Raw genomic sequence first — 26,888 nt, 5'->3', positions numbered from 1 at the left:
GGGCCGCGTTGGCCTTGATCGGGCCGGCAGCGTTAGCCATTTCCGGCCACACCGGCTAAGCGCGAAGTCGGGCCGGCCCGATTCGATGGCGCGCACTACAGAAGCGCTGCCGCAGCGCGGGCGTGCTGGCCACTGGCCGTTTTTACCTGTGCCAGATGCTCCGCATCGGTCAGGGTGGGCGCAACCGCGATCTCATCGACGATCTCGACGCCGATGAAGCGCAACCACTGGCGCATGAAGGGCTTCTGGTAATTCTCGTAGACCTTGACCGCTTCCGCGGAGAAATCGCCGGCGCTGGAATAAACCAGAACGGCTCGCTTGTCCTTGAGCAGTGGCCGATAGCCTTCTGCCCTCGACCATGACCAGTTCTGCCCGGGCAAGGTCACGACATCGATATAATGCTTGAGACGATATGGGACTCCGTAGTTCCACATCGGCAGACTGAAGACGTAACTGTCGGCCCGATTGAACTGTTCCGAAAGGCGAACCGCCTTTGCCCACTGGTCGCGCTGTGCGTCGGTGGCTGCCTGGGAACGCAGGACCGCGAACTTCGCGGAGATCATGGTGGCGTCGAACTCAGGTAGATCGAGGTCCCAGACATCGATCGTCTCTACACTCTTTGAGGATTCGAGGTGCCGGTAAGCGTCGACCAGTTCACGGGCTGCGGTTCCCGAGTGGGAAGTCGGACCGGAAGGGGATGCGCTGATGTGCAGCAGGTTTGCCATGCATGTTCTCCAGTTCAGGATTCGATCAAGCGCAGGCCCACGACACCCGCGACAACCAGCGCGATGCAGAGCAACCGAGCCGGGGAGGGGGAATCGCCGTTGACGGCGATCCCGTAGATCGCGACGCCGACAGCACCGATGGCCGTCCAGACGGCATAGGCTGTACCCATGGGGAGTTGCTTGATTGCGTGGGCAAGCAGAAAAATGGACGCCAATGCCGCTGTGACGCCGATGATGCTGGGGACCGGTTTCGACCAGCCGTCGGCAGCCTTGAGTGCGGCCGCCATGACGATCTCGACGACGGACTGGGGCGGATACTGAAGATATGCTCTCCATACGACAAGTACGCACCTTTTGGTTCCTATGAATACCAAGCCGAAAACAAGGAAGCCTAGGGGGAATGTCTACAGTGCGTCCTGTCCTTCCCGGGGAGTCCTGGAGATGATTTCCACCAAGTGGGCGCTGTTGATCATCCCGCTCCTGGCGGAGCGGCCTGTCCGCAACAACGAGTTCCTGCGGTTGATCGACGGGGTTTCCCAGAAGATGCTCACCCAGACGCTGCGGGAACTGGAGCGCTATGGTTTGGTGGAGAGAATCGACTACCGGACCGTCCCCCCGCACGTCGAATACCGGCTCACCCCGATAGGGCGATCATTGAACCTGGTGCTGGTTCCCATCGACGACTGGGCGGAAAAGAACTTCCCGAAACTGCTCACGGCACAGCAGGACTTTGATCGGCGGCAAGAGTCTGAAGCGAGTGTGCGCACGAAACCGCTATGAAGCGGCGTCTCGCTTCTCGACCAAGAAGTCGATCAACGCACGCATCTTGGCTGGCATCTGCTCCCGCGAGGGCACGTACAGGTAAAAGGCGGCGTGATGGTGCGTCCAGTCGCGCAGGACGCGCACCAGGCGACCGTCGGCCAACGGCTGCCGGACGGCGATGTCGACGATCTGCATCAGCCCGAGTCCCTGCAGGGTCGCCCGGGTCATGCAGCCATCGTCGTTGGTGGTGAGAGGGCCGGTCACCGCCTGGGTGAAGTGCCGTCCGTTCTTGCCGGGCGCGTTGAAATCCCAATCGTGCAGGGCCCCGCTGCCCGGGAACCGGTAGTTGATGCAGTCGTGCTCCGCCAGATCCATCGGCGTCTTCGGGATGCCATGCCGTTCGAAGTAGGCCGGCGAACCCACGACCGCCATCGACAGGGGCGGGCTGATCGGCACGGCGACGACATGCTCGGCAAGGCTCTGCCCCAGGCGGATGCCGGCGTCGCACCCGTCGGCGATGATGTTCGACAGGCCATCGGCCATCACCAGTTCGAGCATGACCTTCGGATGACGCGCATGGAACTCGGCCAGGTGCGGTTCGATCAGGGCCTTGGACGCCAGGCGTGAGGTGTTGATCCGGATCACGCCGGAGGGCACCCCGAGCGCATCGCCAAGATTCCGGACCGCGGATTCGATCTCGCCCAGGCGGGGCTGCAGGGTATCGAACAACTGCTGGCCCGCTTCGGTCAGGGACATGTGCCGGGTGGTGCGGTGGAGCAACCGCACCCCCAATTCCAGCTCCAGGGCCTTGAGGTTCTGCGACAACGCCGCCCGCGACACGCCCATGGCCTCCGCCGCCCGCGAAAAGCTGCGGTGCCGGGCGACGTGGGCGAACCACGCGAGCGAGGGGAGCAACGAGGGATTCATGCCTTTATTGTAAACCCACGCTTATCAATTATGTACCTGTTTGGTACTTTTTATAAATCAATCTGCGGCGTAACGTCGTCTCCCATCGAGTGATGGGACAGACAGGCGGCTCGCCATCGGGCTCCGGACATCCGCCGCGATCCGAGCCCGCCACATCTTTCCACGGAGCACCCACATGCGCATGCACACGCTGGGCAACAGCGGACTGTTCGTCTCCGAACTCTGCTTCGGTGCGATGACCTTCGGCGGCAGCGACGGCCTCTGGGGACAGGTCGGCAAGCTCGGCCAGGCCGAGGCCGATGCCTTGGTCGGCGCGGCGCTCGACGCCGGCATCAACTTCTTCGATACCGCCAACGTCTACGCCGACGGTCGCAGCGAGATCATGCTCGGCCAGGCCCTGCGCAATCTTGGCGTGGCGAGGGACGAGGTGGTGATCGCCACCAAGGTCGCCTCGCCAATGGGCGAGGGGCCGAACATGCGCGGAGGCTCGCGCCGCCATGTCCTGGACCAGTGCCGCGCAAGCCTGGTGCGGCTCGGCCTGGACCATATCGACCTCTACCAGATCCACGCCTTCGATCCCGCCACGCCGATCGAAGAGACGCTGGAAGCGCTGGACGCGCTGGTGCGCGCCGGCGATGTCCGTTATGTCGGGCTGTCGAACTGGGCCGCCTGGCAGGTGATGAAGGCGATCAGCATCGGCAAGGCCCGCAACCTGGCGCCGATCGTGTCGCTGCAGGCGTACTACACGCTGGTGGGCCGCGATCTGGAGCGGGACATCGTGCCGATGCTGGCATCCGAGCAGGTGGGCCTGATGGTCTGGAGTCCGCTGGCCGGCGGCTACCTGACCGGCAAGTACGCCGACGACGGCAGCGGACGCGACGGCAGGTTGCAGACGCTGGACTTCCCGCCGATCGACCGCACGCGGGGCGAACGGCTGATCCCGGTACTGCGCAGCGTCGCAAGCAGACATGACGCCACGCCCGCCCAGATCGCCATCGCCTGGCTCCTGCACCAGCCGGTGGTCACCAGCGTCATCCTCGGTGCGAAACGCGTGGAACAACTGTCGGCGAACGTGCAGGCCACCCGGATCGCGCTGGACGCCACCGATCTGTCCGAGCTGGACCAGGTCAGCGCATTGCCGATCGAGTATCCCGGCTGGCTGCTCGGCCACCTCGGCGAGCGACAGGCCTGACCGCCGTGTCCCGCATCCCTCGCGACGCGCTCCGCGCTCGCCGCATTGCATTCCCCCACATCATCCAAGGAAAAACCCATGTCGACCACTCCTCTGCGCGTAGGCATCATCGGCGCCGACACCCAGGCCAGCTGGGCCGGCGCATCCCACATCCCCGCCATCCAGGCGAACCCCGGGCTGACCCTCGCCGCGGTCGCCACCCGTCGGGAAGAGAGCGCGAAGGCCGCCGCCGAGGCGTTCGGCGCCGAGCGCTGGTATGCGAATCCGTACGACCTCATCCACGACGACAGCATCGACCTGGTCACCGTCGCGGTGAAAGTGCCGGCGCACCGGGACCTGGTCCTGGCCGCGTTGGACGCCGGCAAGGCCGTGTACAGCGAATCCCCGCTCGGCGCGACCCAGGCGGAAACCGAAGAAATGGCTGCCGCCACCGGATCGCTGCACACCGCGATCGGCCTGCAGGGACGGCACAATCCTTCCGTGCGGCGCGCAGCCGAGATCGTCGCGTCGGGCAAACTCGGTACGTTGCTGTCGGCGAACGTCCAGGCCACCACGTTCGGCTACGGCCCGACCACCCTCAGCGGCTACGACTACTTCAACAAAGCGGCCTCCGGCGCGAGCTTCCTGACCATCACGTCGGCGCATGTGCTCGACGTCGTCGAGGCCGTGCTCGGGACGATCACCGAGGTCGATGCGCGGACCAAGCTCATCTGGCCGACGGTCGCGGTGGTCGATACCGGCGAGACCTCGCTCCGGGAAGTCTCCGACCATCTTGATCTGATCGCCGAGACGACCCTGGGTGCATCCGTGTCCGTCCAGGTCCTGGCCGGCATCGAGGACGCCCCGCGCTTCGTCATGTCGGTACGCGGGACGAAGGGCACGCTCACGCTGACCGGGCATCACCTGGCGGGCGTGCAGGTCGGCGACCTGACGCTTTCGGCCAGCGTGCCGTTCGAGGCACCGGACGCGCCCGTCGCAACGGGGGGCGTCGGCCCGACCGCCGCGAACTTCTGGACCGGCGCGTCGATCAATGTCGGCGAGGTCTACGCGAGCCTCGCGCGCGATATCGCGGCGGGCACCTACCACACCCCCGGGTTCGTCCATGCCGCGCACAACAGCCGCCTGATCGCGGCGGTCGAGCGTGCCGCGGAGACCGGGCAGCGCCAGCGGATCCTGGAGGACATGCGTCCGAAGATCGCGGCGTGAGCGAGATGGAACGGGCGCCCCGCGCGCCGTCGACCCCGTAAGCCCACAACCGCCGATCCGGCGACCGACGAGGAGAGCCACATGCACCAGACAGCACCCACCAGTATCGCCAGACGCAAGGTCATGATGACGGCCGCAGCGGGTGTCGCCGCGATCGCCGCATCCGGCCTTGCCGGCGCCGCGACATCCGCGGGCGCCGCCGGGCAACGGGAAGGCGCCGCATATCCGTCCGATCTGCTCGGCAAACGTGCCCTGGTGACGGGCGCCTCGCGCGGAATCGGCGCAGGGATCGCACTCGCGCTCGCGGACAGAGGCGCCGATGTCGCGATCACCTACCTCAACTCGCCGGAGCGTGCCGCCGAAGTGGTGCGCATGATCGAGGCGAAGGGCCGGCGTGCCGTCGCCATCCGTGCCGACAGCGCCGATCCCACCGCCGTGAAACGATCGGTGGAAGAGACGGTCGGCGCGCTTGGCGGACTGGACATTCTCGTCAACAACGTCGGCATTTCCCGGGACGGCACGTTCGCGGAGATGAGCCTCGCCGACATCGACGCGCTGTTGCACGTGAACACGCGTGCCGCCGTGCTCGCCTCGCAGGCAGCCCTGCCGCATCTCGGACAGGGGAGTCGCATCATCACCATCGGTTCCTGCGTGGCCGAGCGCGTGCCCTTTCCCGGGCTGACGGTCTACTCGATGACGAAGTCGGCGATGCTGGCGCTGACGCGCGGGCTGGCACGCGACCTCGGTCCGCAGGGCATCACCGTCAATCTCGTGCAGCCCGGACCGATCGATACCGACCAGAACCCGGCGGACGGCGCATGGGCCGACGTCAACCGGCAGTTCACGGCACTGGGCCGCTACGGCACGCCTGCCGACATCGCCGCGGCGGTGACGTTCCTGGCGAGCCCGGCGGCGAGCTTCATGACCGGCTCCGTGATCACGGTGGATGCCGGTTTCAACGCGTGATGAGCGGTTCGCGGGATGGCCAATACCGGCCATCCCGGTGACTAACGGTATTCACGGATCAAGCAATGTTCGACGCGCGGGTGGTGACCTTCAGTGCGCCGGGGAAGCCTGTCAGGTCGCTGACGACGGACGATTGGTCGACACTGGCTGACTGCCGAATGTCTCCCATGCGAGTCCGGCCAGCAGTCCGAGCGCGAGAAACTCGAACAGGAACTGGCTCCAGCTGAGCATGCCGAGCGGCGGCGGTTGCGCCATGAAAAAGCTGTACAGGAATGTCATCCCGACGACCCCTTTCAGAAGCGCGGCCAGCAGGGCGAGCACCAAAAGCCGAGCCGCTCTGGACGTCGGCAGTTGGTGCCAGACCGGCATCGTCATCATGGTGACGCCCACGACCGGTTCGACGAACGTCAGGTATGCCAGGAAGCTGACATGGAACGGGTAGGGGAACAGCGAACCTTCACGGCTGTGCGCATCGATCTGCTGCATGACCGAGGCCCGGTCATGCGCCGCGATCGGCATGGCCTTGACCTGACCGTTGCGCTTGATCAGTCCAAAGACGATCACCTTGCCGGCAGCACCCCAACCACGTTTGCCCTTCCTGGCGCCCCCAAACGTGGTTTCGTCCAGTTCCAGCGCGCCCTCGAACGGCTCCCGCAGTTGCTCCACCATCGCGCAGCACGCGCGCACCAGCCGGTAGAACCGTTCACGTGTGGCGGCCGTGGTATCACTCCGGAAACGCTGCCGGTAGGACGGCACACCGAGCACGAACAGCTCCAGCAGGCGGTGCTTGCTGGTGCCTGGTAAGCGCACCGAGTCCCATATCGATGTCCAGGTGAACCGCTTGCCGCAGGCGCGACACTTGAGTCGTCCATCCGACAGGCCGTAGTGTCGGCTACCACCGCAAGCAGGACATTGCTTCATGACCAAATCCTTTCAGATTTGGTCCGGTTTGCTTGGGAATTACCTTGAATAAAGACTCCGCGCGAATCATTTGCGTCTCCCCGCAATGAGGGCGCGGATATCGGCGGTAAGCGCCTCGGCGCTGTCCTCGCCCAGAAAAGGCATGTGGCCGGCCGGATAGCGGGCGAGGGCGACCCGGTCGGCAGGCAAGTCCGCATGCGCAGCAAAATAGTCCGCGTCCCCCGGCGTCGTGACCAGATCGTAATGGCCAGTCGCGATCAGCAGGCGGAAATCGGGATTGACGCGCATGATGGCGGCCAGCGCCTCAGGGGCGGGCACTGCTCCCGGCGGCATGGCGTGATCCCAAGCCGCGTTCACCTTTCGGAAGGCGATGGTCTCGTAAGGCGCGTCTACTTCGATGCTCGCCTCGGCGAACAACAGCCGGAGGCCCGCCGCGAAAGCGGGGCTGTAGCGCGCCATGGCCGGATCATCGCCCACCGGGTCGGATGATGCAGGCCGCCCCCGTGCGGGCAGAACATAGCGCGCGTCGTAGGCACCGATCTCCAGCCCCTCTTCAGCCAGCAGCCCTTGACGGAAATCCGTTGACGAAATGCGCAGGCCGTTGTTCTCGATCCAGCTCGCCCCAAGCCCTGTAAAGTCCGCCAGAATCCGCGCGATCTCCCGCCGCTCTTCCTGGGGTAACCGGTCACCGGCGAACAGCGCCGGCAAATAACGGGTTCGGGCGAATTCCGCGGCCTCGTCGGCGAAATCGTTCAGAGACTGGCCCTGTCCCGCGCGCCCATGATAATGGGCGGTCGCGGCCAAAGCGCTCAGAGACGCGGCTTGGCGCTCATTAGCTCCGTCCGGACTCAATATGGCCTGGCCGATCAGCACAGCGCCATCGGCCCCGACCCCGCTTAGCCGTCCCGCAGGATCGGTGGGCCCGCCCATCAGTGAGCGCGCGGCCAGCGCTGCGCGGGTCGCGCCGTAGCTCGCTCCCACAAGATATTTGGGCGAGTTCCAGCGGCCGTGAACGTCCAGCCAGTTCTCGATGAAAGCGGCGGTCGCCGCCGCGTCGGCGGCGGTCCCGAGAAAGTCCTCGCTCCGCCCGGTTTCGAGTACGCGGCTGAAACCGGTCCCAGGTGGATCGATCATGACCAGATCGACGAGATCAAGGGGGGAATGAGGATTATCCTCAAGCTCGAAAAGTGGCGTGGTCGGCGGGTTGAGCGGATCAGGCAGGCTGATCCGCCTCGGACCGAACAGGCCCATATGCATCCAGATCGAGGAGGAGCCAGGCCCTCCATTGAACACGAACACCACTGGGCGCTCCGCCGAAGCCGGCTCATCGATACGGAGATAGGTGAACGAAAAGATCGCCGCGCCGGGGCGGCCATCCGCGCCGTTCGTTATCGTGTCCTCGGCGATGAGGCGGTAACGCACGCTCTCCCCACCGAACTCGCCTTCGCCGTCGCTCACGAAGCGGCGAGGCGCGAACTCTTCGGCGGCCTTGCTTGCTGTCAAAGCGGCGCCCTCGACGGTTTCCTGGCAGGCAGTGAGAGCCAGAGCCACCAGACCAGCCGCCACGGCAACATGGATCATGGGCATCACTCCGGTTTCATCGCGGATCATGGGCATCTAGCCAGTTTCAATCCGAGGGTGCTGGCGCATGGGTGCGAAGCACAGGCGCAAACCATATCGGGGCACGCGGGCCGCGGGTCGTGGCAGCTCGTGGTGCGACGATGCCTTGGCATGGAGGAAGCGGCGGCCGCACGCGCCGTCGGGCCGTGGGCTTCATCCGTCTCCCGCCATCCCCGGCGGTACCCGTTCGTTGTCGATGAACTCGTCCGGGCCCGATGCCGGACATGCATCGATCTGCGTGCGGCGATGCTCTGGCAGGCGCTCGCGCTGGTCCAGGAGCCAGCAATCGCCGAGCGTGGAGCAGTAGCACAGCACCAGCGCCATGCGCGGGTACTGACCGAGCACGCGCTGGAAATCCGCCGCATCGTCGAATCCGATCTGCTGGATCGTCTCCCCCCGGGCAATGACGATGCCGTTGATGGTGGATGCTCGCGTATCCCTGAGGTCGGACAGGCCCAGCGCATCGAATACGTCCGGCCAGTTGCGCTGCGGTTGTCCGTCGACATGGACACGCAGGCCGCCCACCAATGCCGGTCCGACGCCCTTGTTTTCGAGGCTGATCGCCATGCTGTCCTGTGCGATCGTGATCGCAGGCTGCAGGTACGGCCAGACCTCGGCGCGCACCTGCTCGCGCTGCAACATAGCCGTGTAACCCGACACGCCCAGCGCGAGCAGGCCGATCAGCGCCGCGATCACGGCGGCGACCGCATTCCACTCCGTGCGCTTCTTCGGCGCAGGCTCGGGGGCGGTGGTGGTTTCGCTCATCTTGGATCTCCGGTGAATGTCGGTACCCCCGTCGCATCCATGCCCACATGGTTGCCGAGCGCAACGATCCACGCCAATGCCAGACTGCCTGCAAGCAGCAGGTGCTTTCTGGGGGTGGGCAGCAACCCGGTTGGCATGTTTGGTGTCCTGTGGGTGTCGGTTGGGGTGGGTTGATGCAGTAGTCCCGCACAAGCCCGATGCCGCCCGTCAGCGGGGCAGGCAGGGCAGGTTTCGGCCGTGAGGAAGGGGGCGGGGTGTGGGTTTTCTGCGGTGGGGAGCGGGAGATGTTCGGCCCGGATGCGCTGCCCAATCGATTGCGTTCCACTGCGGCAGGTCGCCGCCGGCCTGGTGTGAAAAGCTGGGGGCCAGCTCTTCATGTTCGGTCGGCAGCGCGACCAGGCCTGGATGCCGTGCACATGATCGCCGTGCGCCCGTGCGTGCTCGAGCCCTTCACTCTGCGTGATGCCGCGGCCGGCGGTCATCCAGTTGACCTCCCACGGACGGACCGCCTGCGCGTACCCCAGGCTGTCGCGATGCATGATTTCGCCGGCGAACAGATAGCTGACGGTCGACAGCCCGATATGCGGATGCGGGCGCACGTCGACACTGCGGTCCACGCCGGGTGGGAGATCGAGCGGCCCGATGTGGTCGAAGAAGATGTAGGGGCCGACCATGCGGCGCTTCGCGAAGGGCAGCACGCGACCGACCTCCATTCCGCCACCCAGGTCGCGACGGCGCTGTTCGATGACCCTTTCGATCATGCGATCCTCCCTGGCTGGCGCAAGCCGCCAGCGATGGCCGGATCTGCGCGATGGTGCGCGCTTTCCCCGGGGTCGAACATCGAGATCCCACCGAGGGCCGTCGTGCCCGGCACTTCGTTCTGCAACACGTCCCAATGCTCGGCCAGCTTGCCGTCCTCGATCCGGAACAGATCGACCACTACCTGGGGGACGTCCGACCAGCCGCGGATACGGCCATGGATGGCGACGAGATCACCTTCGGCGACCATCAGGCCGGGCTCGTAGTAAACGTCCTGCGACATCGCGGCGACCAGCGCCTGCAACGCGTCGCGTCCCTGGGGGATCCCGGGATTGTGCTGGATGTAATCCGCAGCGTAGAGGCGTTCGACCACCGACGCATCATGGCGCTGGAACAACGAGGTCATCGCCTCGAGCACCAGCGCCTTGTTGCGCTGGGGACGATCGTCGGAGACGACATCCGCGGGCTTGGTGATCGCAAATGTTCCGGTCATCCGCAGAAACCGGCCACCGGGCAGGGTCGCGAACGAGTGGACCACACCGCGGTCGTAGTCCTGGACATTGGTGACCGTCGCACCGTCCTGCTCCTGCCAGCTGACGGCGAAGAGGCTGTTGCCGAGGGGGACGACTCGAATATCGACGATCTCGGTCCGGGCAAACGGCCCCTCCTTGATCTCGAACTGCAATTGCGTGACTGACAACAGCGTCAGACTGACCTGGAAATCCGGATAGGAGACATCCAGTTCCAGGCCAACGGGGAAACCGTCCATCGACATCTTTATGGCTCATCCTGCGTAGGTGGTGAATAGCCAGGCGCTTCCGCCCGTGGTCGCGGATACCGGCTGCAGGGGCTGCGCCATGGCGCATGTTTCGAGCGCACCGGAATCGGACGCAAGAAAACAGCCCGCTGGCCTGCCCAAGGATGCTCCTGCGTCCAATCCGCGCGCGACGAAAGCAGCACGGCTCCCGGTCGAGAGTCGACCAGAAGCCTGCATCCCGGTCTTGTACGGAACTGCTGAAAGACGGGGGCGACGATGCCTGAACGACGGTCCGATTTTCGCGCCCCGTCCTTCAGGAACGCCGCCATCCCCTCGCGGATCAGCCTGCGCTCTTCGGCACCGGCGTGTTGAGCAGTTGCTGCTCCCATAGATAGGCGATACCGCTACCACCGGCGTGCTGCTTGATCACCTCCGTCAGCTTGGCGGCCTGTTCCGCCCGCGCCCAGTCGCGTTGCCATTCGGCCGCGAGCGCCGCCCAGGTCATCACGTTGGCGCCAGCCGCGATCATGCGCTGGATGGCGACCTGGTGGGCCTCGACCGAAACGCCGCCGCACGCATCGGTAATCACCGTCACATCCCAGCCCTCGCCGAGCGCCTGGATCGTCGGCATCGCAACGCACACCTCGGTCCACAGTCCGGCGATGATCAGCCGTTTGCGGCCGGTCGCCTTGACCACGTCTACCACCTTCGGATCTTCCCAGGTATTGATGAGCGTACGGTCGATCACCTCCTGACCGGGGAACACATCGGTGATCTGGGGGAAAATATAGCCGCCACGCTCGGCGACCACGGTCGTCAGAATGGTAGGAACGTCGAATGCCTTGGCTGCCTTTGCCAGGCCCACCGTGTTGTTGATCACCATCTGCGGCTCGTGGCTGTTGAGGTTGGCGAGCTGGTAAGGCTGGTGGTCGATCAGCACGAGAACGCTGTCCTCGGGACGAAGCAGGGCATCGAGGCCGTTTTTGGCTGGCTTGGCGGACACGGGAAACTCCTTGGATGGGTGGCTTGTCAGGCTGCAGGGGGGTCGAGGAAGACGGTGAGGGAGTGGATGCGGCCACCCACGAAATGGGCGATATCCATGCCGGTGACGACGGCGGGGCCACCTGCCGGACCGGAGCGCCACTGCAGACGCCCGATGCCGTGGTGACCAATGGCCGGACCAATCGCGGTGAAAACGAAGTCGGATGGCAGGCTGGCGAGCAGTGCAGTGACGGCATCGCGAATCGCGATATGCCCTGTGGCGGTGGCGTGGGGCTCGTTCAGCACGGCGTCTTCGGCGTAAAGCTCGCGGATCGCCTCGAGGCGCCGCCCCGCATCGCGCTCGCCGAACACGCGCACGAGGTTTGCCTGCATCAGGCCGTCGTAGTCGATGGCGGTGTCGGATGAGATGGACATGCGGTGGCTCTGTGGGCGAGGAAGCAGCTTGGCGCCGGGATTGGCGTGCGATAAGCCGGTAATGGCTGGAATCAGCTTCAATGGTTCCTTTAAGATCTGCGGATGGAGACGCTCGCCAATCTGGAGTCCTTCATCCGCAGCGCCGAATGCGGCGGCTTCTCCGCGGCTGCGCGGCGGCTGGGCCTGACCCCGGCTGCGGTCAGCCGCAACGTGGCCATGCTCGAACGCAACCTGGGCGTGCGCCTGTTCCAGCGCAGCACCCGGAACCTGACCCTGACCGAGGAAGGCGAGCGCTTCCTGGCTTCGGTGGTGGGCGGGGTGGAATCCATCCAGTCCGCCATTGCCGGCGCGGCCACGCATGCCGGCAAGCCCGCTGGTGCGCTGAAGGTGAGCATGGCGTTCGGTTTCGGCCTGGACTACGTATTGCCGCTGCTGCCGTCCTTCATGCAGCGCTATCCCGACGTGGTGCCGGACTGGAGTTTCGAGAATCGGCAGGTCGACCTGATCGCCGAGGGTTTCGACGCCGCCATCGGCGGGGGCATGGAACTGGCGGCCGGCGTGGTGGCGCGGCAACTGGCGCCGCTGCACATCATCGCCGTCGCTTCACCGGACTATCTGCGAGATCGGCCATTGCCGCAGCATCCCGATGATCTTGCGGCGCTGGATGGCATCGTCATGCGTTCGGCTCACAGTGGTCGCGTGCGGGTCTGGAAGATGCGACATCATCATGGCGCCGAAGCTGTGTTGGAACAGAAGGCGCGCGTCGTGGCCAACGACCCCGAAGCGCTGTGCCGCGTCGCGTTGATGGGTCTGGGCGTGGCCCTGATCGCCGTACCGTTCGTACTGCCGCATCTGCAAAGCGGCAAACTGCAACGTGTACTGCCCGACTGGCATTCGGATCTGGGTGCGATCTCGCTCTACTTCAGCAGCCAGAAACTGCTGCCGGCCAAGACCCGCGTATTCATCGACCATGTCACTGACGCGTTCCTCGAACAGGATCTGGCGCGGCGGTTCTCGGCGAACAGCTGACGCGCAGCGCATCGCTGCTGCTTTAAATGCGTGGATCAGGAATGGTCCTCTCGGGCGTCCTCGCAGCGATCCGGTCTATTTCGGCTTTGCCGCACCATAGCGCAGGCCATCCAGCAGCAGCATGACCATTCGTTCGGTATGCGCTGGCCCATCGTCCCCGGAAGCCACGGCGAGGTTCCCGATCGCGCGCAGCAGATCATAGGGCGCAACGTCGGCACGGACTTGGCCCGCATCGGCAGCGGCATTCAGCAGCATCGACAAGGCGGGCTCAAACCGGCTTCGGAAATAGTCCGGCAAGGTGGCGAATGCCGGATCGCCGGAATGGAGCGCAGCAGCCAACCCCTGCTTGGTGGCCAGGAAACGCGTGTAGCGCATCAGCCAGGCTGCCAGCGCCTCGGTTGGTCCTCGCTCGGCGGCAAGCGGCCCGACCGCATCGGCACAGGCATCGACCTCGCGGCGGAACACCGCTGCCACCAAATCTGCGCGGGTCGGGAAACGGCGGTAGAGCGTACCCAGCCCAACACCCGCTTGTGTCGCGATCTCCCGGATGGGCGCATCAACCCCCGAGCGGGCGAACACGATCTTCGCGGCTTCCAGAACCGCTTCCTCGTTCCTGCGAGCATCGGCGCGCATCCGTGGCAGGGGTGTCTTCGTATCGTCCGCAGTCGGGGACGCGCCCCCAACCGCCTTCCGGGATTTTGGCAATGCCATTTCTGGAATCCCTCTTGATAAACGGATCAATGATCCGTATATAGTGTAACGGATCATTGATCCGTTTTACAGTTCTTCCGAGGCGATCGCGACACCGGCAGCCGATATCGCGCCGGAAGGCAGCGTCGAGACGAAGTAAGCCGGACACGCCTGTTCCGACTCCCTCGCAACGCGCGTCCAGCCCCATCCACGGTCGCGCTACGCCATGACCACAAACAGGAGTTTTGCATGAACACGATTCTCATCACCGGCAGCTCGTCCGGCTTCGGGCTTGAGACTGCCCGCTATTTCCTCGATCGCGACTGGACCGTCATTGCCACGATGCGCGCGCCTCATGGGGACGTGCTGCCCGCATCCGAACGTCTGCGCGTCGTTGCGCTCGATGTGACCGACGCTGCCAGCATCGCTCGCGCCGTGGACGAAGCAGGACCGATCGACGCCCTCGTCAACAATGCGGGAGCCGGCCTCATGGGCGCGCTGGAAGGCGTGTCGATCGACGCAACGCGCCAGCTTTTCGAGCTGAACACGTTCGGCACCATGGCGATGACGCAAGCCGTGCTGCCCGGCTTCCGTAAGCAAGGGACGGGCGTGATCGTCAACGTGTCGTCCGCCGTGACGCTCAAGCCGTTGCCGATGCTGTCCGCCTACACGGCCAGCAAGGCGGCCGTGGAGGCATTCAGCGAAAACCTCGCGTTGGAGGTGGAGCCGTTCGGAGTGCGCGTGCGGCTGGTCATCCCCGGTCGAGCGCCGGAAACGTCCTTTAGCGCGACCGCCCGTGCCCGCTCGCAGAACGGCATACCCGAAGCCTATGCCGCCTGGGCCAAGCAGGTGTTCTCCGCAGCGCCACCGCAGCCCGTCGAAGTCACCACCGCGAGCGACGTGGCGGAAGCGGTTTGGCGGGCCGTGACCGATGCGTCTTCTCCGCTTCGCATCCCGGCCGGCGCGGACGCCGTGACGCTTGCCGCACAGGTCGCATAACGGCCGAGACGCTTCTTCCTTTGCGGCCAGATGCGCCGTTTACTTGGATCCTTCTGCAGCCTGCTTTATTAGCTCGGTGACAGCCGTCGGCTGAGAGACGTAAATGGCGTGGCTACCCGCGACCTCGGAGACCGTAGCGCCCATGCGCTGGGCCATCAATCGCTGTGCCGGAGGAGGGATCATTTTATCATCGGTGGCCACGAGGTACCAACTCGGTTTGCTCTTCCAGGCTGGCTCGGTCACAGCATCGCCTAGCGCATCAAGCCCCCACGGCACTTGCGAGTCAGCCATGAAGGAGGCTTCTTCGGGTGGGACGTCGGCAGCGAAGGAGTCAGCGAACTTGGCACGGTCCAGGAACAGAAAACCCTTCTGTGGTGGCAGGATCGGAGGCTCCGGGGCGCCCAGCGGTGCGCTGGCGATTAGCGTCTGGACCGACTCGCCCTTGTCCGGGACGAAGGCAGCGATATAGACCAGACTCTTCACTCTGGGGTCGGTGCCTGCTTCGGTGATGACCACGCCACCATAGGAGTGGCCGACCAAGACCACCGGGCCATCATGCTGGGATATGGCCAGATGGGTAACGGCCACGTCGTCGGCCAGCGAGGCGGTGGGGTTCTGGACCATGGTGACGTTATAGCCGCTGCTCCGCAGGCTGCGGTAGACCTGCGACCAGCCCGAACCATCAACGAAGGCACCATGCACCAAGACGATGTTCTTGACCGGTGCGGGCTCGGTTGCATGTACGGGCAATGTCCAGGTTGTGAGTGCGAGAGCGGCGACCAATGTGAATAGTTTTTTCATGGCGATAACCTTCATTGATGAATGAGGTTTCTTGAAATGAAATGAGGCGGACCTTGATGTGAAGCATCAGATGAATGCCGGCCAGACTTCCGCGATAAAAAACAGAGTGCCGCTCCTGTTGAGATATCGCTGTTCCGATTCCGGCTGGTCTGATATGACTAACTCATGATGGGTAACGGTGCATCCGAATGGACCAAGCCGACGTTGCGCAAATCGCGCCAGAAGTCGGTGGGCACTGCTTCCAGCAACGCAGCGCGGTCTTCCGCGATCCGACCCGGCCTGCTGGCGCCGGGGATGACCGCCGCCACCGCCGGATGGGCGAGGGCGAACTGCAGCCCGGCCGCCTTCATGCTGATGCCGTGACGGTCGGCGAGGGCCTTGATGCGTGCGACCTTGTCGAGGAGCGCGGGCGTGGCCGGCGCGTACTCGAAGTTCGGACCACCCACCAACGCGCCCGAACTGTATGGCCCGCCAACCACAATGCCCAGTCGGCGCTCGGCGACCTTCGGCATCACACGCTGCAGCGCCCGGCCATGGTCCAGCAGGGTGTAGCGGCCGGCCAGCAGGAAACCGTCGGGGCGCGGACCTTCCAAGTCCAACAGCAGTTCGATTGGCTCCACGCGATTCACGCCCAGGCCCCAGGCCTGGATCACGCCCTCATCGCGCAGCCGGTCGAGCGCCTTGAACGCACCCTTGCGCGCACTCTCGAACATCGACAGCCAGTCGTCCCCGTAGAAGTCCTGCGCCACGTCATGCACCCAGGCGATCTCGATGCGGTCGGTCTTCAGACGTTCCAGGCTGCCCTCGATCGAACGCAGCGTGGCGTCGTAGGAGTAGTCGTTGACGATCTTGTTGGGGCGGCCGTACTTGAAGACATCGCCTTTCTCGCCGAGGTCGCGGGCGCCGACGTCCTCCACCTCGCCCAGGATCAGTCGGCCGACCTTGGTGCTGATGACGTACTCCTCGCGCGGCTTGCCGGCCAACGCCTCGCCCATGCGGATTTCCGCCAGGCCGGCGCCGTAGAAGGGCGCGTTGTCGAAGTAGCGGATGCCGTGGTTCCATGCGGCTTCCACCGTCGCATGCGCCTCCGCTTCCGGGATGTCGCGGAACATGTTGCCGAGCGGGGCCGTGCCGAAACCGAGCTTGCCGGGGAGAAGGTCTTTGAGGGACATGGTGGACTCCTGAGTGATCGGGTGTTGCGAATGGAGCGAAGGCACGGCCTGGGCTTGACTGGGCCAAGTTCGCCAGGGGGGCGTTGAACTGCGTGTTGCCTTCCACGCCGCTTGGAGCGAGCGCCGCTAGCCCAGTCGATTGGCAAACTCGTGATTCACGTCGCGATGGCCAGCCTCGTCTTGCCGGACGGCAATGACCACCTCGCGCAGATGGGCGGTGGGTGCCAGTTGCCAGTAGCCAATGGCTATGTCGGGTGCCGGAACATTATCGATGCGGCCTGCGTCGATCTGCTCCAGATAACGGGTGTAGCTGACAATCGCTTCTTCTTCGAAGTAACCCATCAGGCGATGGGCCGTGCGGGAGGAAACCACGTAAAGCGTCAGAAAGAATGTGAAGAAAAGAGCCTGGGCAATCAGCACCATGATTCTCTCGAACCAGCTGGGGCGCGCGATTTCAATGAAGGTCATCAGATGCATCCGCTCGTTCTCCGCTTCATCCATGAGGATGCGGATCCAGCCTTCGTCGTGCCTCATCCAGCGGAGGCATCGCAAGTGAATCATCGCCGCTCCTACCAGCCCGGGAACCGCGGCGATGGTTTCGAGAACGATGGCTCGGTTCCCATAGCGTTTGGCAAAAAGAACATCGGCCAAGAATCGCAGGCTTCTGGTAATCGAGTATGCAATACGATCAGACCAGCCGTTGATCCGGTGATGGGTAGTGGCAATGCGATCCTCGGTGAGCATTACGGCTCCGTTTCTGGCGTCGGGTGCGTGAGAAGGATGTGGGCCGAGGCCGTACGCGAGGCGTCGGCCCACCAGCGGCGAGATGCGCCGCCCGGGCGCAAACCGCACGGGGCGTCGCGAGGGAGTATTGCTTCACGGCATGCAGCCACCAGCATCGCCAGGTTTCGTGTCTTTGCGCTCCCACCATCGACATGAAGGTCGCTTTCTCTATCGAAGATTTCCCATTCCCAGGCGCCCGTGCAGTCATCGCGCCAGACGGAAACCGCGAGTCCGCGATACGTGCGTTCCTGCTTCGATAGCTCCATCAAGCTCGGCCTCGTCCATACGCGTATTTTTTCCAAGGTGATGACGATCCATGGCCGTTGCCTTGGGAGGTGGGTTTGCCCGCCGGGTCGAAGGCCATCCTGCTTCTCGTGCAGTCCCTGCTCAATGGTTTGAGGGGTTGGATCGAAGCGGTTATCCTGCTGCGCCTGTTCCATCCTGGTGCCAGTGACAAGTGTGAGATTCATGTTGCCGCCGGGGTTCCGCACGCTACCGGGCGTCTGAATCGGTTGAACTGATCTGTGGCGTCTGCGCCTCAAGTGCTGCAACCAGCGCGGCGGCCAGTGCATGGTCTGAGCGTGGGTTTTGTCCGGTGATGAGTTCGCGGTCGTGTACCACGTTTGGCTCGAAAGGCTTTGAAGCAGTCGTCACACGGCCTCCCGCAGCTTCCAGGGCATCGACGGCATAGAACTTGAGGCGTCCTTGGAACGTCCGTGTTTCCACGCCCTGTTCCTCTTCGTTTGAGAAAACCGTCATCCTGTATCCGGCGTAAGGCCAGCCTTTCGCGGCCTGCGCGGCGCCCGGCGCATTGCCGGCTTCCATGGCGGTATGGAATGCAGCGGGGTAGGGGACGGAAGCAATCAGCGCGATCGGTGCGTGGCATAGCAGCGCGGTGGGCTTGGCGCGCTCATGGAAGTGACGGAGGATGGCGCCAAAGTCCGCGTCCCGCGCCAGATCGGTGATGGGAGCGTGGCCGCCGGGGACGAAGACGGCCGCGTACTCATCCAGTCCTGCGTCCTTGACGGCGCGCAGGCTGCGCGACTGTTGCATGGCCGGATGGGTGGCGAAGAACTCCTCGGCTTCGTGCAGGGCCACCTCGTCGCCACCGAAGTGGGACGCTTGTCGCGACCGCGCGTCAATGACCGGCTTGGTACCGGTCGGCGTAGCCAACACGATGTCGTAACCGGCCGCGATGATCGCCTTGGCGGGAATGGCGAGTTCGTTGAGATAGGTGCCCGTGGAAATGCGCTTTCCTGCACGGAGTTCCAGTGTGTCCGCGGCGGATGCGATGATCAGCACTCGCCCATTGCCGGTATCGTCGGCGGAAAATGCGGACGGGGCCGCGCCTAGTGCGGCGAATGCCAGTAGCGCGGCGGCGAGTCGCCGCATGGGCGTGATGAGGTTGGGCATGTTGCGGCCTCCAGGGCATTGTGGTGGGCGTCACAGGGACGAAAGGTTCCTCCACAGATCGATCCCCGCCTCCTGCGCGTACTGGTCGATTTCGTGGAGTTCCCCGGCGGTGAATGACAGGTTCTCCAGCGCGTCCAGCGAATCGTCCAACTGCTCGACGGTGCGCGCACCGATCAACGCGCTGGTCACGCGCGGGTCGCGCAACACCCAGGCGATCGCCATCTGTGCCAGCGTCTGTCCCCGTTGCTTTGCGATGGCGGCGAGACTGCGGATGTTCCTCAGGTTGTCTTCCGAAAGGAATGATGCATTGAATGTCCCGCCCTGCTCGAGTGCGCGCCCATGCAACGGTTTGCCACCGATGTAGCGATCGGTAAGCAAGCCCTGGGCCAGCGCCGAGAAGCCGATGCAGCCCGCGCCCAATTCCTCCAGCGTATCCAGCAAGCCGGCCTCGATGTGCCGGTTCAGCATCGAGTACGACGGCTGGTGGATCAGTAGTGGCAGGCCTTCTTGCTGTAGCAGCGCGTGCGCCTGTCGCGTACGCTCGGGGCTGTAGGAGGACACACCGACATAGAGCGCCTTTCCCTGGCGGACGATCTGCGCCAGTGCGGCCATCGTTTCCTCCATCGGCACGTCCGGCCATGGGCGGTGCGCGTAGAAGATGTCCACATGATCGGTCCCAAGGCGCCACAACGTCTGGTCGATCGATGCCATGAGATGCTTGCGCGATGCGCCGATGCCGTACGGACCAGGCCACATCTCGTAGCCCGCTTTGGACGAGAGGATCAATTCGCTGCGCAGCATCCCCGGGAAATCCTTGCGCAGGATTCGGCCTATGTTGTCTTCGGCGCTGCCGGGTGGTGGTCCATACATATTGGCGAGGTCGAAGTGGGTGACACCGCGGTCGAAGGCGCGCCGCACGATGGCGCGCGCCGTCTCGAACGGGCTGGTGTCGCCGAAGTTCTGCCAGGTACCCAGCGAGATCGGCGGCAGGACCAAGGCGCTCCGGCCGCAACGACGGAACGTGGCGTGCTTGTAGCGATCCGGATCGGGCGTGTACGTCATGTGGCCTCCAGGCCTGTGGGCGTGCGGAAAGGCCGGCGGCACCTGGTCGGTGGTGTCGCCGTGGGGCAGCCCGCGTCAGCGTCCGGGCTGCCCGGGCGTCCCCGTCCAGACGCGGGCGATGAGGTACGGCGGTACACCGCGGTCGCCTGCACCCGTGAAGATCGGGTTGCGGTGCAGCTGGTTGATGGCGACGTACAGCCAGGAGTCCTGGCCGAAATGCGCGTTGTCCGCCCACAGGAAGCGAGGATCCCTGACCAGCGGTCGCAACTCGCCGTCCTTGGTGAGCATGTCGATGCCGTTGTCCGGCAAGTTGGTGATGAAGTGGTTGCCTTCGGCATCGGTGGCGGCGCCGTCGGAAAGGGGCTTGGCCCCTACGCGGATGATGCCTCTGGCGATGGCTGCATCCGCCGCGCCTTCCCGGAACAGACGGGCCGGTACCGAGTACCAGCTGGTGCCGTTCATGGACCCGAAGTAGACCGTCTCGCCGTCGGCGGACAAGGTGATCGGATTGACGCCCACGCGTGCAGGCCCCATCCGTCCTCCTGGACCAGGGAACAGCAGCGGGTTGCCTTCCACTACCAGTTCCACGTCCTCGGCCTGCAGGGAAGGATGCCCCGCAAAGCGACGCGCGGTGTTCTTGTTGATGTCGACCACCACGATGGCCGGATCAGGCCCGCAATCCGCGACGTAGACGAACCCGCGTTCGCCGTCGACGGCCAGGTCCTGGAGGATCTGGCCGTCCGGCCCCGTGGTCTTGTCGAAGTCGTGCCGGTAGACCAGCTTGCGCGTGTTGATGTCGAATGCCAGCAGCTTCGGCGGCTGCGGCGTGGCCATCCAGTTGCCATGATCGATCACCCACAGCCGGTCCAGGCCATCGATGACCACGCCATGCGGGGTATTCAAGACGTCCTTGCCGGAGCCGGGCTCGGCGTTCCAGGCCTCATCCGGGAATGGGATATAGGTGTTCCGGCCGGTCACCTCGATCATCTGCACAGGGCCACGTCGCATGCCGTGCACACTGGCGAACACACGTCCGTCCTTGGACGCGGTGACGTTGCCAGGCGTTATGTCGAGTTCGGCGACGATCTCGATCTGGCCCACCGCAGGGGTCGCGGGTGCAGTCGCATCTGCAGACAATGCAGCGGCCGCGGCTGCGTCAGATTGGAGGGCCGTAGCATCCTGCTTCGCGCAGGAAGCCAGTACGAAAGCGGCTACAAAGGCATAAATCGGAGTGCACTTCATCGTTTCTCTCCTGTGAGGGGGGCTCATGCGTCTTCCAGCCACTGGGCAACGAGATCGGGATGGGCCTGCATCCAGGCACGTGCGGCGTCTTGCGCTGACGCTCCATCCACGTTCACCGCCCAATCCATGCGGTTCACGGCGTCCAGGCTCAGCCGCACGCGGCCCAGAATCCGGCGGGTCGACGGGGGGAGGGCGTCGAACCGCCGGGTGGGGGCGACCAGCGCTGCGTGGTTGATGCCACCCAGCACGCCGAGGGGATCGCGCAGTACGCGCAGCGTGCCCGCGTTGTTGAGGAACTGCGGCGTCCAGCCGGGGAACACGAACCAGCGCTCGTCGGCCAGATGCTGCCGGTAGGCTTCGATCCAGGCGCTCGCCGTCCCTGGAAGCACACGGAAATGACCATTCAGGCCATATCGATCAACAGCCTGCTGAGATGCTGTCGTGATGGTTGCGGCAGGGCCGATGGCTTGGATCTCGCGGACCATCCGCTGGACGACTTCGGGTTTGCCGAGATCGGCAATACTGCCGACCGATGTGCTCGGCACATATTCAGGAACGGCCCAGTAGAAGCGCGCCCCCTCATACAGGCGCGTCACTTCGATGGCGTTCTGCCCATATCTCTGCCAGTACCCGGCATGCCCCTCAGGGAGCCAAGCGGCCACCATGAGATCGATGGAATCGGAGCCAAGCAGCGGAAACATCTGGTCATGCGGCCCCTCCCGTACTTCGACCTCATGTCCAAGGCCAATCAGTACGTGTTTGATGACGCTACCCACGACTGCGTAGAAGCTGAGCGAGACTTGCCCCAGCATGATCGGCAGCCTTGCGCCCGCATCGGCACGAGACAGCGCCAATCCCGCAGCCGCGCCCGCTACCGCTTTCAGCACTGCACGACGAGATGCAAGAGGGTGCGCCATGTTGGGCTCCTTTCGCTTGAGGCTAGCGCCCCGCGACGCACTTGGCTCGTTAATAGTGGTTAAAACCGATGTCGATGAGCATCGAAGCCTCGATCCCATCTGCGGATGAGGTGACCCGCTCTTTACGACTTTTAACTATCCCTCAGTGGGTCGCCGCGCGACACTGCCACCGCAGGCCGGCAAGCCGGGAAACCTCGACTACATGCTGATCGCCAAGGCGGTCGCTTCCTGCCCTGGAACCAATATTGACTTCGGCAGGCTCGGCCTTCGATACGTTGGGAGTCCATACGCCAAGCGAGGAACTTCAATGAGGCTGGATGACTGGTTCGAAGGTGCGAAGATCGTTGGACCACAAGCAAAGATTGCGGTAACGCTGACAGCCAGACCGGCACAAGAACAGGCGCTGGAGTCCCTTCTGCGGGGAATGGTCGAACCCTGCCGCAGCGAACCGGGCAACTTGCGCTGGGACCTCTGGAAAGACCCCGCCCACCCGGGCCGATTTGTGATCGATGAGCTGTACCGCGATGTTTCAGCCGTGGCGGAACACCGTGAGACACCGCATTTCAAGCACTACTTTTCTGTCATCGACTCAATGGCTGAGAGACAGTCCTACGTCGTGGTCCCGTTCATCGTAGCTGACGTGCTGTCCGCAAATGCGGCGGTTGTCTAGGGCTCGATCAATTTCTTATCCGTTCTGATCAGTGGCCGTGCTTATCCCTCAATGCCTGGAGAAAAGACATGAAAGAGCTACCTAAGAATCCTGAAATCGATACAGGACGTCGCGATGCGCTGCGCACGACGGGTACCGCCGTTCTGGCTGGCTTGGCCGCGAGCGTTTTGCCGGGCATCGGCTCCGCCACCGAACAAGCGCGCCGCGCCGGTGTGTCGGAGGTCAGTGGCTCTCTTGGCACCCGCTTGCAGGGCGTCCAGCACTTCGGCCTGACCGTCCAGAACATGGATCGTGCCTACGAGTTCTACACGGAAGTGCTGGGTGGCACGGAGGTCATGCGCGATGGCGACTTCCAGGGGGAACGCATCCACAACACGCTTCTGACGGATCAGGAAATCTTGGCCCGGGAACGAGGGGTGAATCCGCTGACACTCGGTGTCCCGGACTTGAAGGGAGGCGCTCAACGGCTCGACGTGCGTTTCATCCAGTTCGACAACGTGGTGATCGAGTTGCTGCAGTACCGGGATGCCGATCAGCCGATGGGGCGGGGTAACGCATTCGCAGAGCCGCGTGACCATATGAGTCCGGCCTACCCGCGCTCGATGCACATCTGTTTCTACTTGCGAGACGACGTGGACTTCAATGTCTTCATTCGCGATCTGGAAGCGGAGTGCGCGCATCGTGGAATGACCCAGGTAAGGGCCAATCGCGTCGTCACCGTCGCCAACGAGCAACAGCGTCTGGCGGCACCCTTGGAGGCGAACTCGAATCCCATCACGGAGGGCCAGTCTGATGGCTGGACGCTGATCTACTGCAAGGGTCCGGAGGGTGAGCAGTTGGAATTCGTGAAGGCGCTTGGGCCGGTCAAGAAGACCTTCCAGGACGCATTCCAGGCGCATCTGCGCAAGAGCCGCGCAGTGGGCATGGGCTAGGCGGTCCACGCGAGCGATCGGTCATGGTGCCATGCTGGTGGCCGGACTCTGCAGGGCGCCCGACGGGCGCCCTCATTCATCGACGGAACCGGATTGTCGTCCGTCCTTCGGACAAGCGGACAACAAATCAGGCGCGATGCTGTTCCAATCCGATTTGATCCATTGATATTCCTGGAAGCCCATTACACTCGATCTGGCTTCCTCCACATCTTTTGATCTACTTTGATTCGCGGGTACCCAAGCTATAGGTCTAGCATGGAGAAACGTGGCGTCTTCAGCCTTGGAACTATATATGGTGGACTACTCCTCTGAATCGGCTGCACGCGCCTTCAGCTTTGGCCCTTTCGTGCTCGTACCATCGAAGCAGCTTCTGCTGCGGGACGGGATACCCATTCGCATAGGTGGACGTGCCCTTGATCTGTTGACCGCACTCGTGGAACGACAGGGCGAACTTGTTACCAAGCGCGAGTTGGTGGCCCGGGTGTGGCCAAAAACGATTGTTGAAGAGGGCAATCTGAAGGTCAATATGACCGCTCTACGGCGGGTCCTGGGTGAGGGGCCCGGTGGCTTCCAGTACATAGCAACCGTCTTTGGGCGAGGTTACAAGTTCGTGGCGACCGTCGAGTCCGCCATCGACCCGGGAGACGAGCGTGCGCCGCATGTTGTGTGTGGACATCACCTCCCTCCTGTAGTCCAACACGTCGTCGGCAGATCCAGCGATATCGCGACTATCCGGAGGGAGCTGACCAGGACCCGTCTCGTGTCAATCGTCGGATCCGGCGGTATAGGAAAAACGACCGTAGCCATCGCGGCAGCACGAGAGAGTGCGGAACACGCAGTTTTCATCGATCTGTCTACCATCGGCGACTCGCAATTCGTCCCTCTCGCGATCGCTTCTGCCCTCGGGCTCAACCTGTCCGGATCGGATCCGCTGGCAACCGCCATCCACGCGATGCGCTCACAAGAGAAGCTGCTGGTATTTGACAATTGTGAGCATCTGCTTTCCGCAACGGCGAGCGCAGTCGATCGGCTGATGCGGGGAATTGACGGACTAAGAATCCTTGTCACGAGCCGTGAGCCGTTGAGGATGCGAAACGAGCACGTATACCGCCTGACAGGGCTTGAGTGCGACCCCGCATCGGATTCCAGCGCAAGCGACGCTCTGAAGTTCGCAGCGATTGAACTATTCGCTACGCGTGCGTACGAGAGAGCGAACTATGAACTTACAGATGGGCACGCTCCTGCTGTGGCCGAGATCTGCCGGCGCCTGGACGGCAACGCTTTGGCGATCGAGCTTGCCGCGACGCAAGCGGCGGCATTCGATCCGGAACAGATTCTTCGGATGCTGGACGACTGGCTCAGGCTATTGAGGCTTGAGGCTTCAGATGCGCCGCCGCGCCACCAATCTCTCAGGGCAACGCTTGATTGGAGTTATAGCCTTCTTTCAGATCGCGAGGCCAGGCTGCTGCGATGTGTCTCGATGTTCGCTGGAGTATTCAGCACTGACGCGGCGGCCGCGCTTTCGGGTTACGCGCCTTCCGATACGCTTGATCTTCTGGCGCAGCTCTCCGCCAAGTCGCTAGTAGCGGTTGATGTAAGCGCCGAAGAAATCATCTTCAGGGTTCTGGATGCTACCCGGAATTATGGAATCGAACGCTTGCGATATTTCGGCGAAGAGGAAGATTTGCGACTACGTCATGCGGAGTATGTTTGCCGCGTCCTCGAACTCGCTGAGGAAGAGTGGCCACAGCGTCCGGCTGGCGAGTGGGGGGATGCCTATTTCCGGACACTGGATGATTTGCGTGCGGCGCTGGCATGGGCGAGGAGAGATCCTGCCAACGGTCCCATGCGCATTCGACTGACTGTAGCTGGCCTTCTTCTTTGGAATCACTTCTCGCTGACTGAAGAGTGCCGATCGCATGTATCTCAAGCGGTTGACGAGATAAACGCCGTGGGATTGGCGGGGACGCAAGCAGAAATGCGCCTTCAGGCTTGGCTGGGCGGCGCAACCATGTTCACCTGCGGGCTCATGCCGCAAGCGGTGGCTGCAATGAAGAGAGCATTGGAGATCGCCGAACGACTAGGCAACACGGATTATCGCGTGCGCTGCTTGCGACTCATTGGGGTCTATGAGCTCTTCAGCGGCGAAAACGAGGCCGCCATTGCAACTCTGGAGCAATTCTCATCGCTGGCGGCAGAGGAAATGCCGTCGGCCAGCCTTGAGGCCGAAGTTGCACTGGGCATAGGCCATCTCTTTGTCGGGAGACTACGTGAGGTAAGAGAGCGCTTCGAGGCCAGACATGACAATGACCTTCTGGAGATCAACGATGTGCAGCGTGTCAGGTACCACGTGCGTTATCTTTCGGATAGGATAGTTGACGTCACGAATCTACTGTCGCATGCACAATGGCTCACAGGCTCTCCCGACGCCGCCATAGCGACGGCCATGTCGACGGTCGAATACGCGCAACGCACCAAGCACAATCTGTCGCTCAGCAATGCGCTCTCTTGGGTATGTCCGGTTTTCTTCCTGGCTGGAAGGTCCGAGGACTGCGAACGCCATGTTTCAATGTTGGACGAGCAGGTGCGTCGCAATGGATTTGTGGTCAGGCGACCAGTCGTCTCGTTTTATCGTCACGCTCTGGCGTGTGCCAGCGACAGTATCTCGATAGATGCCGTACGTGGGCTCGATCAGGCATTGTCCGAGTTCCGGGCTACTGGACATTTGGCCAGAATGCCTTTCTATCTCAGTGTGTATGCCGAGGCTTTGGCCAGATCAGGGCTCCTCAACGAAGCAAGGGTGGCTATCAAGGCGGCGTTGGACAGGGCGCGCGCGAAGAACGATCTATGGTGCATGCCGGAAATCTTGCGAATAAAAGCATCAATCCTCCGTCTGGAAGGTCATGCGGAGGACGCGGGAGCCTTCTTGAAAACCTCTTTGGATATGGCCAGAGAAATGGGGGCGCTTTCCTGGATGCTGAGAACAGCCATCGACCTCGCGCGGCTATGGCAAGTCGGCTCAAGAACAGAAGAAGCTCATGCAGTATTGTCCGCAACCTTCGGCATGTTTCGCGAAGGATTCCTTACGCACGACTTGATGATGGCAAGCGATCTTCTCGCTTCTCTCGGCAAGCGGAAAAGTTGATGCTGGCACAGGTAAAT

At 63.4% G+C, this 26,888-nt stretch carries 27 protein-coding genes and 1 pseudogene; 9 read left to right on the top strand and 19 right to left on the bottom strand.

The genetic code is table 11. The features are described 5' to 3' along the window. Nucleotides 1–95: 95 nt before the first annotated feature. Nucleotides 96–725, bottom strand: coding sequence for an FMN-dependent NADH-azoreductase (locus tag AAD027_RS08980; protein WP_341725679.1), 630 nt, complete (start codon nucleotides 723–725; stop codon nucleotides 96–98). Between the two features lie 14 nt (nucleotides 726–739). Beyond that, nucleotides 740–1,018: a DMT family transporter gene (locus AAD027_RS08975; RefSeq protein ID WP_341725871.1), complete on the bottom strand. Its 279-nt coding sequence runs from the start codon at nucleotides 1,016–1,018 to the stop codon at nucleotides 740–742. Between the two features lie 148 nt (nucleotides 1,019–1,166). On the opposite strand from AAD027_RS08975, the gene AAD027_RS08970 reads away from it, so the two are divergent. Continuing rightward, complete coding sequence (locus AAD027_RS08970) at nucleotides 1,167–1,505, top strand: winged helix-turn-helix transcriptional regulator (protein ID WP_341725678.1); 339 nt, start codon at nucleotides 1,167–1,169, stop codon at nucleotides 1,503–1,505. Here the strand turns inward: AAD027_RS08970 and AAD027_RS08965 are convergent. Continuing rightward, nucleotides 1,500–2,414, bottom strand: a complete 915-nt coding sequence (locus AAD027_RS08965) for a LysR family transcriptional regulator (RefSeq protein WP_341725677.1) — start codon at nucleotides 2,412–2,414, stop codon at nucleotides 1,500–1,502. The two genes, AAD027_RS08970 and AAD027_RS08965, sit on opposite strands and share 6 nt — an antisense overlap. 175 nt (nucleotides 2,415–2,589) lie before the next feature. Between AAD027_RS08965 and AAD027_RS08960 the strand changes: the two genes are divergently transcribed. The 3 genes from AAD027_RS08960 (at nucleotide 2,590) to AAD027_RS08950 (ending at nucleotide 5,778) form a co-directional block, all read left to right on the top strand. After that, entirely contained in the window at nucleotides 2,590–3,606 is a 1,017-nt protein-coding gene (locus AAD027_RS08960) for an aldo/keto reductase (protein ID WP_341725676.1), read from the top strand. A gap of 78 nt (nucleotides 3,607–3,684) precedes the next feature. Next, nucleotides 3,685–4,812, top strand: a complete 1,128-nt coding sequence (locus tag AAD027_RS08955; RefSeq protein WP_341725675.1) for a Gfo/Idh/MocA family protein — start codon at nucleotides 3,685–3,687, stop codon at nucleotides 4,810–4,812. Nucleotides 4,813–4,893: 81 nt separating this feature from the next. After that, nucleotides 4,894–5,778, top strand: a complete 885-nt coding sequence (locus AAD027_RS08950) for an SDR family NAD(P)-dependent oxidoreductase (RefSeq protein WP_341725674.1) — start codon at nucleotides 4,894–4,896, stop codon at nucleotides 5,776–5,778. Between the two features lie 524 nt (nucleotides 5,779–6,302). Here AAD027_RS08950 and AAD027_RS08945 read toward each other — a convergent pair. The 7 genes and pseudogenes from AAD027_RS08945 to AAD027_RS08915 all read right to left on the bottom strand — a co-directional run. Beyond that, nucleotides 6,303–6,429, bottom strand: a pseudogene (locus AAD027_RS08945) (IS1595 family transposase); the annotation flags it as partial. A gap of 336 nt (nucleotides 6,430–6,765) precedes the next feature. After that, nucleotides 6,766–8,316 (bottom strand): S10 family peptidase, encoded by a 1,551-nt coding sequence (locus AAD027_RS08940; protein WP_341725673.1) that lies wholly within the window; start codon nucleotides 8,314–8,316, stop codon nucleotides 6,766–6,768. Nucleotides 8,317–8,472: 156 nt separating this feature from the next. Then, nucleotides 8,473–9,084 (bottom strand): hypothetical protein, encoded by a 612-nt coding sequence (locus AAD027_RS08935; RefSeq protein ID WP_341725672.1) that lies wholly within the window; start codon nucleotides 9,082–9,084, stop codon nucleotides 8,473–8,475. Then, nucleotides 9,081–9,845, bottom strand: a complete 765-nt coding sequence (locus tag AAD027_RS08930) for a pirin family protein (RefSeq protein ID WP_341725671.1) — start codon at nucleotides 9,843–9,845, stop codon at nucleotides 9,081–9,083. Before AAD027_RS08930 ends, AAD027_RS08935 begins: the two co-directional genes overlap by 4 nt. Continuing rightward, the gene (locus AAD027_RS08925; protein ID WP_341725670.1) at nucleotides 9,842–10,618 is read right to left on the bottom strand and encodes a nuclear transport factor 2 family protein; all 777 of its coding nucleotides are present in this window, start codon (nucleotides 10,616–10,618) and stop codon (nucleotides 9,842–9,844) included. The genes AAD027_RS08930 and AAD027_RS08925 overlap by 4 nt, the downstream gene beginning before the upstream one ends. Before the next feature lie 322 nt (nucleotides 10,619–10,940). Further along, complete coding sequence (locus AAD027_RS08920; RefSeq protein WP_341725669.1) at nucleotides 10,941–11,603, bottom strand: hydrolase; 663 nt, start codon at nucleotides 11,601–11,603, stop codon at nucleotides 10,941–10,943. 26 nt (nucleotides 11,604–11,629) lie between these two features. Continuing rightward, a complete protein-coding gene (locus AAD027_RS08915; protein WP_341725668.1) occupies nucleotides 11,630–12,016 on the bottom strand; it encodes a nuclear transport factor 2 family protein in 387 nt (128 codons plus the stop codon). 102 nt (nucleotides 12,017–12,118) lie between these two features. Here AAD027_RS08915 and AAD027_RS08910 point away from each other — a divergent pair, with 102 nt between their 5' ends. Then, on the top strand, nucleotides 12,119–13,045 hold the full coding sequence (locus AAD027_RS08910) for a LysR family transcriptional regulator (RefSeq protein ID WP_341725667.1): 927 nt from the start codon (nucleotides 12,119–12,121) through the stop codon (nucleotides 13,043–13,045). Nucleotides 13,046–13,120: 75 nt separating this feature from the next. On the opposite strand, the gene AAD027_RS08905 is transcribed toward AAD027_RS08910, so the two are convergent. Next, nucleotides 13,121–13,678: a TetR/AcrR family transcriptional regulator gene (locus AAD027_RS08905; RefSeq protein ID WP_341725666.1), complete on the bottom strand. Its 558-nt coding sequence runs from the start codon at nucleotides 13,676–13,678 to the stop codon at nucleotides 13,121–13,123. Nucleotides 13,679–13,984: 306 nt separating this feature from the next. On the opposite strand from AAD027_RS08905, the gene AAD027_RS08900 reads away from it, so the two are divergent. Then, on the top strand, nucleotides 13,985–14,734 hold the full coding sequence (locus AAD027_RS08900) for an SDR family oxidoreductase (RefSeq protein WP_341725665.1): 750 nt from the start codon (nucleotides 13,985–13,987) through the stop codon (nucleotides 14,732–14,734). 39 nt (nucleotides 14,735–14,773) lie between these two features. Here AAD027_RS08900 and AAD027_RS08895 read toward each other — a convergent pair whose 3' ends face one another. The 8 genes from AAD027_RS08895 to AAD027_RS08860 all read right to left on the bottom strand — a co-directional run bounded on the left by AAD027_RS08895 (nucleotide 14,774) and on the right by AAD027_RS08860 (nucleotide 22,124). Continuing rightward, nucleotides 14,774–15,550: an alpha/beta hydrolase gene (locus AAD027_RS08895; RefSeq protein ID WP_341725664.1), complete on the bottom strand. Its 777-nt coding sequence runs from the start codon at nucleotides 15,548–15,550 to the stop codon at nucleotides 14,774–14,776. 143 nt (nucleotides 15,551–15,693) lie between these two features. Continuing rightward, nucleotides 15,694–16,707, bottom strand: a complete 1,014-nt coding sequence (locus AAD027_RS08890; protein WP_341725663.1) for an aldo/keto reductase — start codon at nucleotides 16,705–16,707, stop codon at nucleotides 15,694–15,696. Between the two features lie 126 nt (nucleotides 16,708–16,833). Beyond that, nucleotides 16,834–17,451 carry an alternative oxidase gene (locus tag AAD027_RS08885; RefSeq protein WP_341725662.1) on the bottom strand — a complete coding sequence of 206 codons (618 nt, stop codon included), beginning with the start codon at nucleotides 17,449–17,451 and terminating at the stop codon, nucleotides 16,834–16,836. After that, nucleotides 17,451–17,960: a hypothetical protein gene (locus AAD027_RS08880; RefSeq protein WP_341725661.1), complete on the bottom strand. Its 510-nt coding sequence runs from the start codon at nucleotides 17,958–17,960 to the stop codon at nucleotides 17,451–17,453. The genes AAD027_RS08885 and AAD027_RS08880 overlap by 1 nt, the downstream gene beginning before the upstream one ends. A gap of 22 nt (nucleotides 17,961–17,982) precedes the next feature. Further along, the gene (locus tag AAD027_RS08875) at nucleotides 17,983–18,903 is read right to left on the bottom strand and encodes a type 1 glutamine amidotransferase domain-containing protein (protein ID WP_341725660.1); all 921 of its coding nucleotides are present in this window, start codon (nucleotides 18,901–18,903) and stop codon (nucleotides 17,983–17,985) included. 30 nt (nucleotides 18,904–18,933) lie between these two features. Then, nucleotides 18,934–19,965, bottom strand: a complete 1,032-nt coding sequence (locus AAD027_RS08870; protein ID WP_341725659.1) for an aldo/keto reductase — start codon at nucleotides 19,963–19,965, stop codon at nucleotides 18,934–18,936. A 75-nt stretch (nucleotides 19,966–20,040) separates the two neighbouring features. Then, on the bottom strand, nucleotides 20,041–21,207 hold the full coding sequence (locus AAD027_RS08865; protein WP_341725658.1) for an L-dopachrome tautomerase-related protein: 1,167 nt from the start codon (nucleotides 21,205–21,207) through the stop codon (nucleotides 20,041–20,043). 23 nt (nucleotides 21,208–21,230) lie between these two features. Further along, nucleotides 21,231–22,124: a glycine betaine ABC transporter substrate-binding protein gene (locus AAD027_RS08860; protein ID WP_341725657.1), complete on the bottom strand. Its 894-nt coding sequence runs from the start codon at nucleotides 22,122–22,124 to the stop codon at nucleotides 21,231–21,233. 202 nt (nucleotides 22,125–22,326) lie between these two features. Here AAD027_RS08860 and AAD027_RS08855 point away from each other — a divergent pair, with 202 nt between their 5' ends. The 3 genes from AAD027_RS08855 to AAD027_RS08845 all read left to right on the top strand — a co-directional run bounded on the left by AAD027_RS08855 (nucleotide 22,327) and on the right by AAD027_RS08845 (nucleotide 26,871). After that, complete coding sequence (locus AAD027_RS08855; RefSeq protein ID WP_341725656.1) at nucleotides 22,327–22,794, top strand: putative quinol monooxygenase; 468 nt, start codon at nucleotides 22,327–22,329, stop codon at nucleotides 22,792–22,794. Between the two features lie 68 nt (nucleotides 22,795–22,862). Next, on the top strand, nucleotides 22,863–23,726 hold the full coding sequence (locus AAD027_RS08850) for a VOC family protein (RefSeq protein ID WP_341725655.1): 864 nt from the start codon (nucleotides 22,863–22,865) through the stop codon (nucleotides 23,724–23,726). A 292-nt stretch (nucleotides 23,727–24,018) separates the two neighbouring features. Beyond that, nucleotides 24,019–26,871, top strand: coding sequence for an ATP-binding protein (locus AAD027_RS08845; protein ID WP_341725654.1), 2,853 nt, complete (start codon nucleotides 24,019–24,021; stop codon nucleotides 26,869–26,871). Nucleotides 26,872–26,888 lie beyond the last annotated feature (17 nt).

The organism is Pseudoxanthomonas putridarboris (genome assembly GCF_038321125.1).
GTDB classification, from domain to species: domain Bacteria; phylum Pseudomonadota; class Gammaproteobacteria; order Xanthomonadales; family Xanthomonadaceae; genus Pseudoxanthomonas_A; species Pseudoxanthomonas_A putridarboris.
The sequence above is the reverse complement of the archived record's forward strand: the minus strand, read 5'-3'. Positions and strand labels throughout refer to the sequence as shown.

Bases quoted from the DNA above. Each gene is read 5' to 3' on its own strand.
- AAD027_RS08980 (WP_341725679.1), bottom strand. From the start codon at position 725: ATGGCAAACCTGCTGCACATCAGCGCATCCCCTTCCGGTCCGACTTCC.
- AAD027_RS08970 (WP_341725678.1), top strand. From the start codon at position 1,167: ATGATTTCCACCAAGTGGGCGCTGTTGATCATCCCGCTCCTGGCGGAG.
- AAD027_RS08965 (WP_341725677.1), bottom strand. From the start codon at position 2,414: ATGAATCCCTCGTTGCTCCCCTCGCTCGCGTGGTTCGCCCACGTCGCC.
- AAD027_RS08960 (WP_341725676.1), top strand. From the start codon at position 2,590: ATGCGCATGCACACGCTGGGCAACAGCGGACTGTTCGTCTCCGAACTC.
- AAD027_RS08955 (WP_341725675.1), top strand. From the start codon at position 3,685: ATGTCGACCACTCCTCTGCGCGTAGGCATCATCGGCGCCGACACCCAG.
- AAD027_RS08950 (WP_341725674.1), top strand. From the start codon at position 4,894: ATGCACCAGACAGCACCCACCAGTATCGCCAGACGCAAGGTCATGATG.
- AAD027_RS08940 (WP_341725673.1), bottom strand. From the start codon at position 8,316: ATGCCCATGATCCGCGATGAAACCGGAGTGATGCCCATGATCCATGTT.
- AAD027_RS08935 (WP_341725672.1), bottom strand. From the start codon at position 9,084: ATGAGCGAAACCACCACCGCCCCCGAGCCTGCGCCGAAGAAGCGCACG.
- AAD027_RS08930 (WP_341725671.1), bottom strand. From the start codon at position 9,845: ATGATCGAAAGGGTCATCGAACAGCGCCGTCGCGACCTGGGTGGCGGA.
- AAD027_RS08925 (WP_341725670.1), bottom strand. From the start codon at position 10,618: ATGTCGATGGACGGTTTCCCCGTTGGCCTGGAACTGGATGTCTCCTAT.
- AAD027_RS08915 (WP_341725668.1), bottom strand. From the start codon at position 12,016: ATGTCCATCTCATCCGACACCGCCATCGACTACGACGGCCTGATGCAG.
- AAD027_RS08910 (WP_341725667.1), top strand. From the start codon at position 12,119: ATGGAGACGCTCGCCAATCTGGAGTCCTTCATCCGCAGCGCCGAATGC.
- AAD027_RS08905 (WP_341725666.1), bottom strand. From the start codon at position 13,678: ATGCGCGCCGATGCTCGCAGGAACGAGGAAGCGGTTCTGGAAGCCGCG.
- AAD027_RS08900 (WP_341725665.1), top strand. From the start codon at position 13,985: ATGAACACGATTCTCATCACCGGCAGCTCGTCCGGCTTCGGGCTTGAG.
- AAD027_RS08895 (WP_341725664.1), bottom strand. From the start codon at position 15,550: ATGAAGGTTATCGCCATGAAAAAACTATTCACATTGGTCGCCGCTCTC.
- AAD027_RS08890 (WP_341725663.1), bottom strand. From the start codon at position 16,707: ATGTCCCTCAAAGACCTTCTCCCCGGCAAGCTCGGTTTCGGCACGGCC.
- AAD027_RS08885 (WP_341725662.1), bottom strand. From the start codon at position 17,451: ATGCTCACCGAGGATCGCATTGCCACTACCCATCACCGGATCAACGGC.
- AAD027_RS08880 (WP_341725661.1), bottom strand. From the start codon at position 17,960: ATGAATCTCACACTTGTCACTGGCACCAGGATGGAACAGGCGCAGCAG.
- AAD027_RS08875 (WP_341725660.1), bottom strand. From the start codon at position 18,903: ATGCCCAACCTCATCACGCCCATGCGGCGACTCGCCGCCGCGCTACTG.
- AAD027_RS08870 (WP_341725659.1), bottom strand. From the start codon at position 19,965: ATGACGTACACGCCCGATCCGGATCGCTACAAGCACGCCACGTTCCGT.
- AAD027_RS08865 (WP_341725658.1), bottom strand. From the start codon at position 21,207: ATGAAGTGCACTCCGATTTATGCCTTTGTAGCCGCTTTCGTACTGGCT.
- AAD027_RS08860 (WP_341725657.1), bottom strand. From the start codon at position 22,124: ATGGCGCACCCTCTTGCATCTCGTCGTGCAGTGCTGAAAGCGGTAGCG.
- AAD027_RS08855 (WP_341725656.1), top strand. From the start codon at position 22,327: ATGCTGATCGCCAAGGCGGTCGCTTCCTGCCCTGGAACCAATATTGAC.
- AAD027_RS08850 (WP_341725655.1), top strand. From the start codon at position 22,863: ATGAAAGAGCTACCTAAGAATCCTGAAATCGATACAGGACGTCGCGAT.
- AAD027_RS08845 (WP_341725654.1), top strand. From the start codon at position 24,019: ATGGTGGACTACTCCTCTGAATCGGCTGCACGCGCCTTCAGCTTTGGC.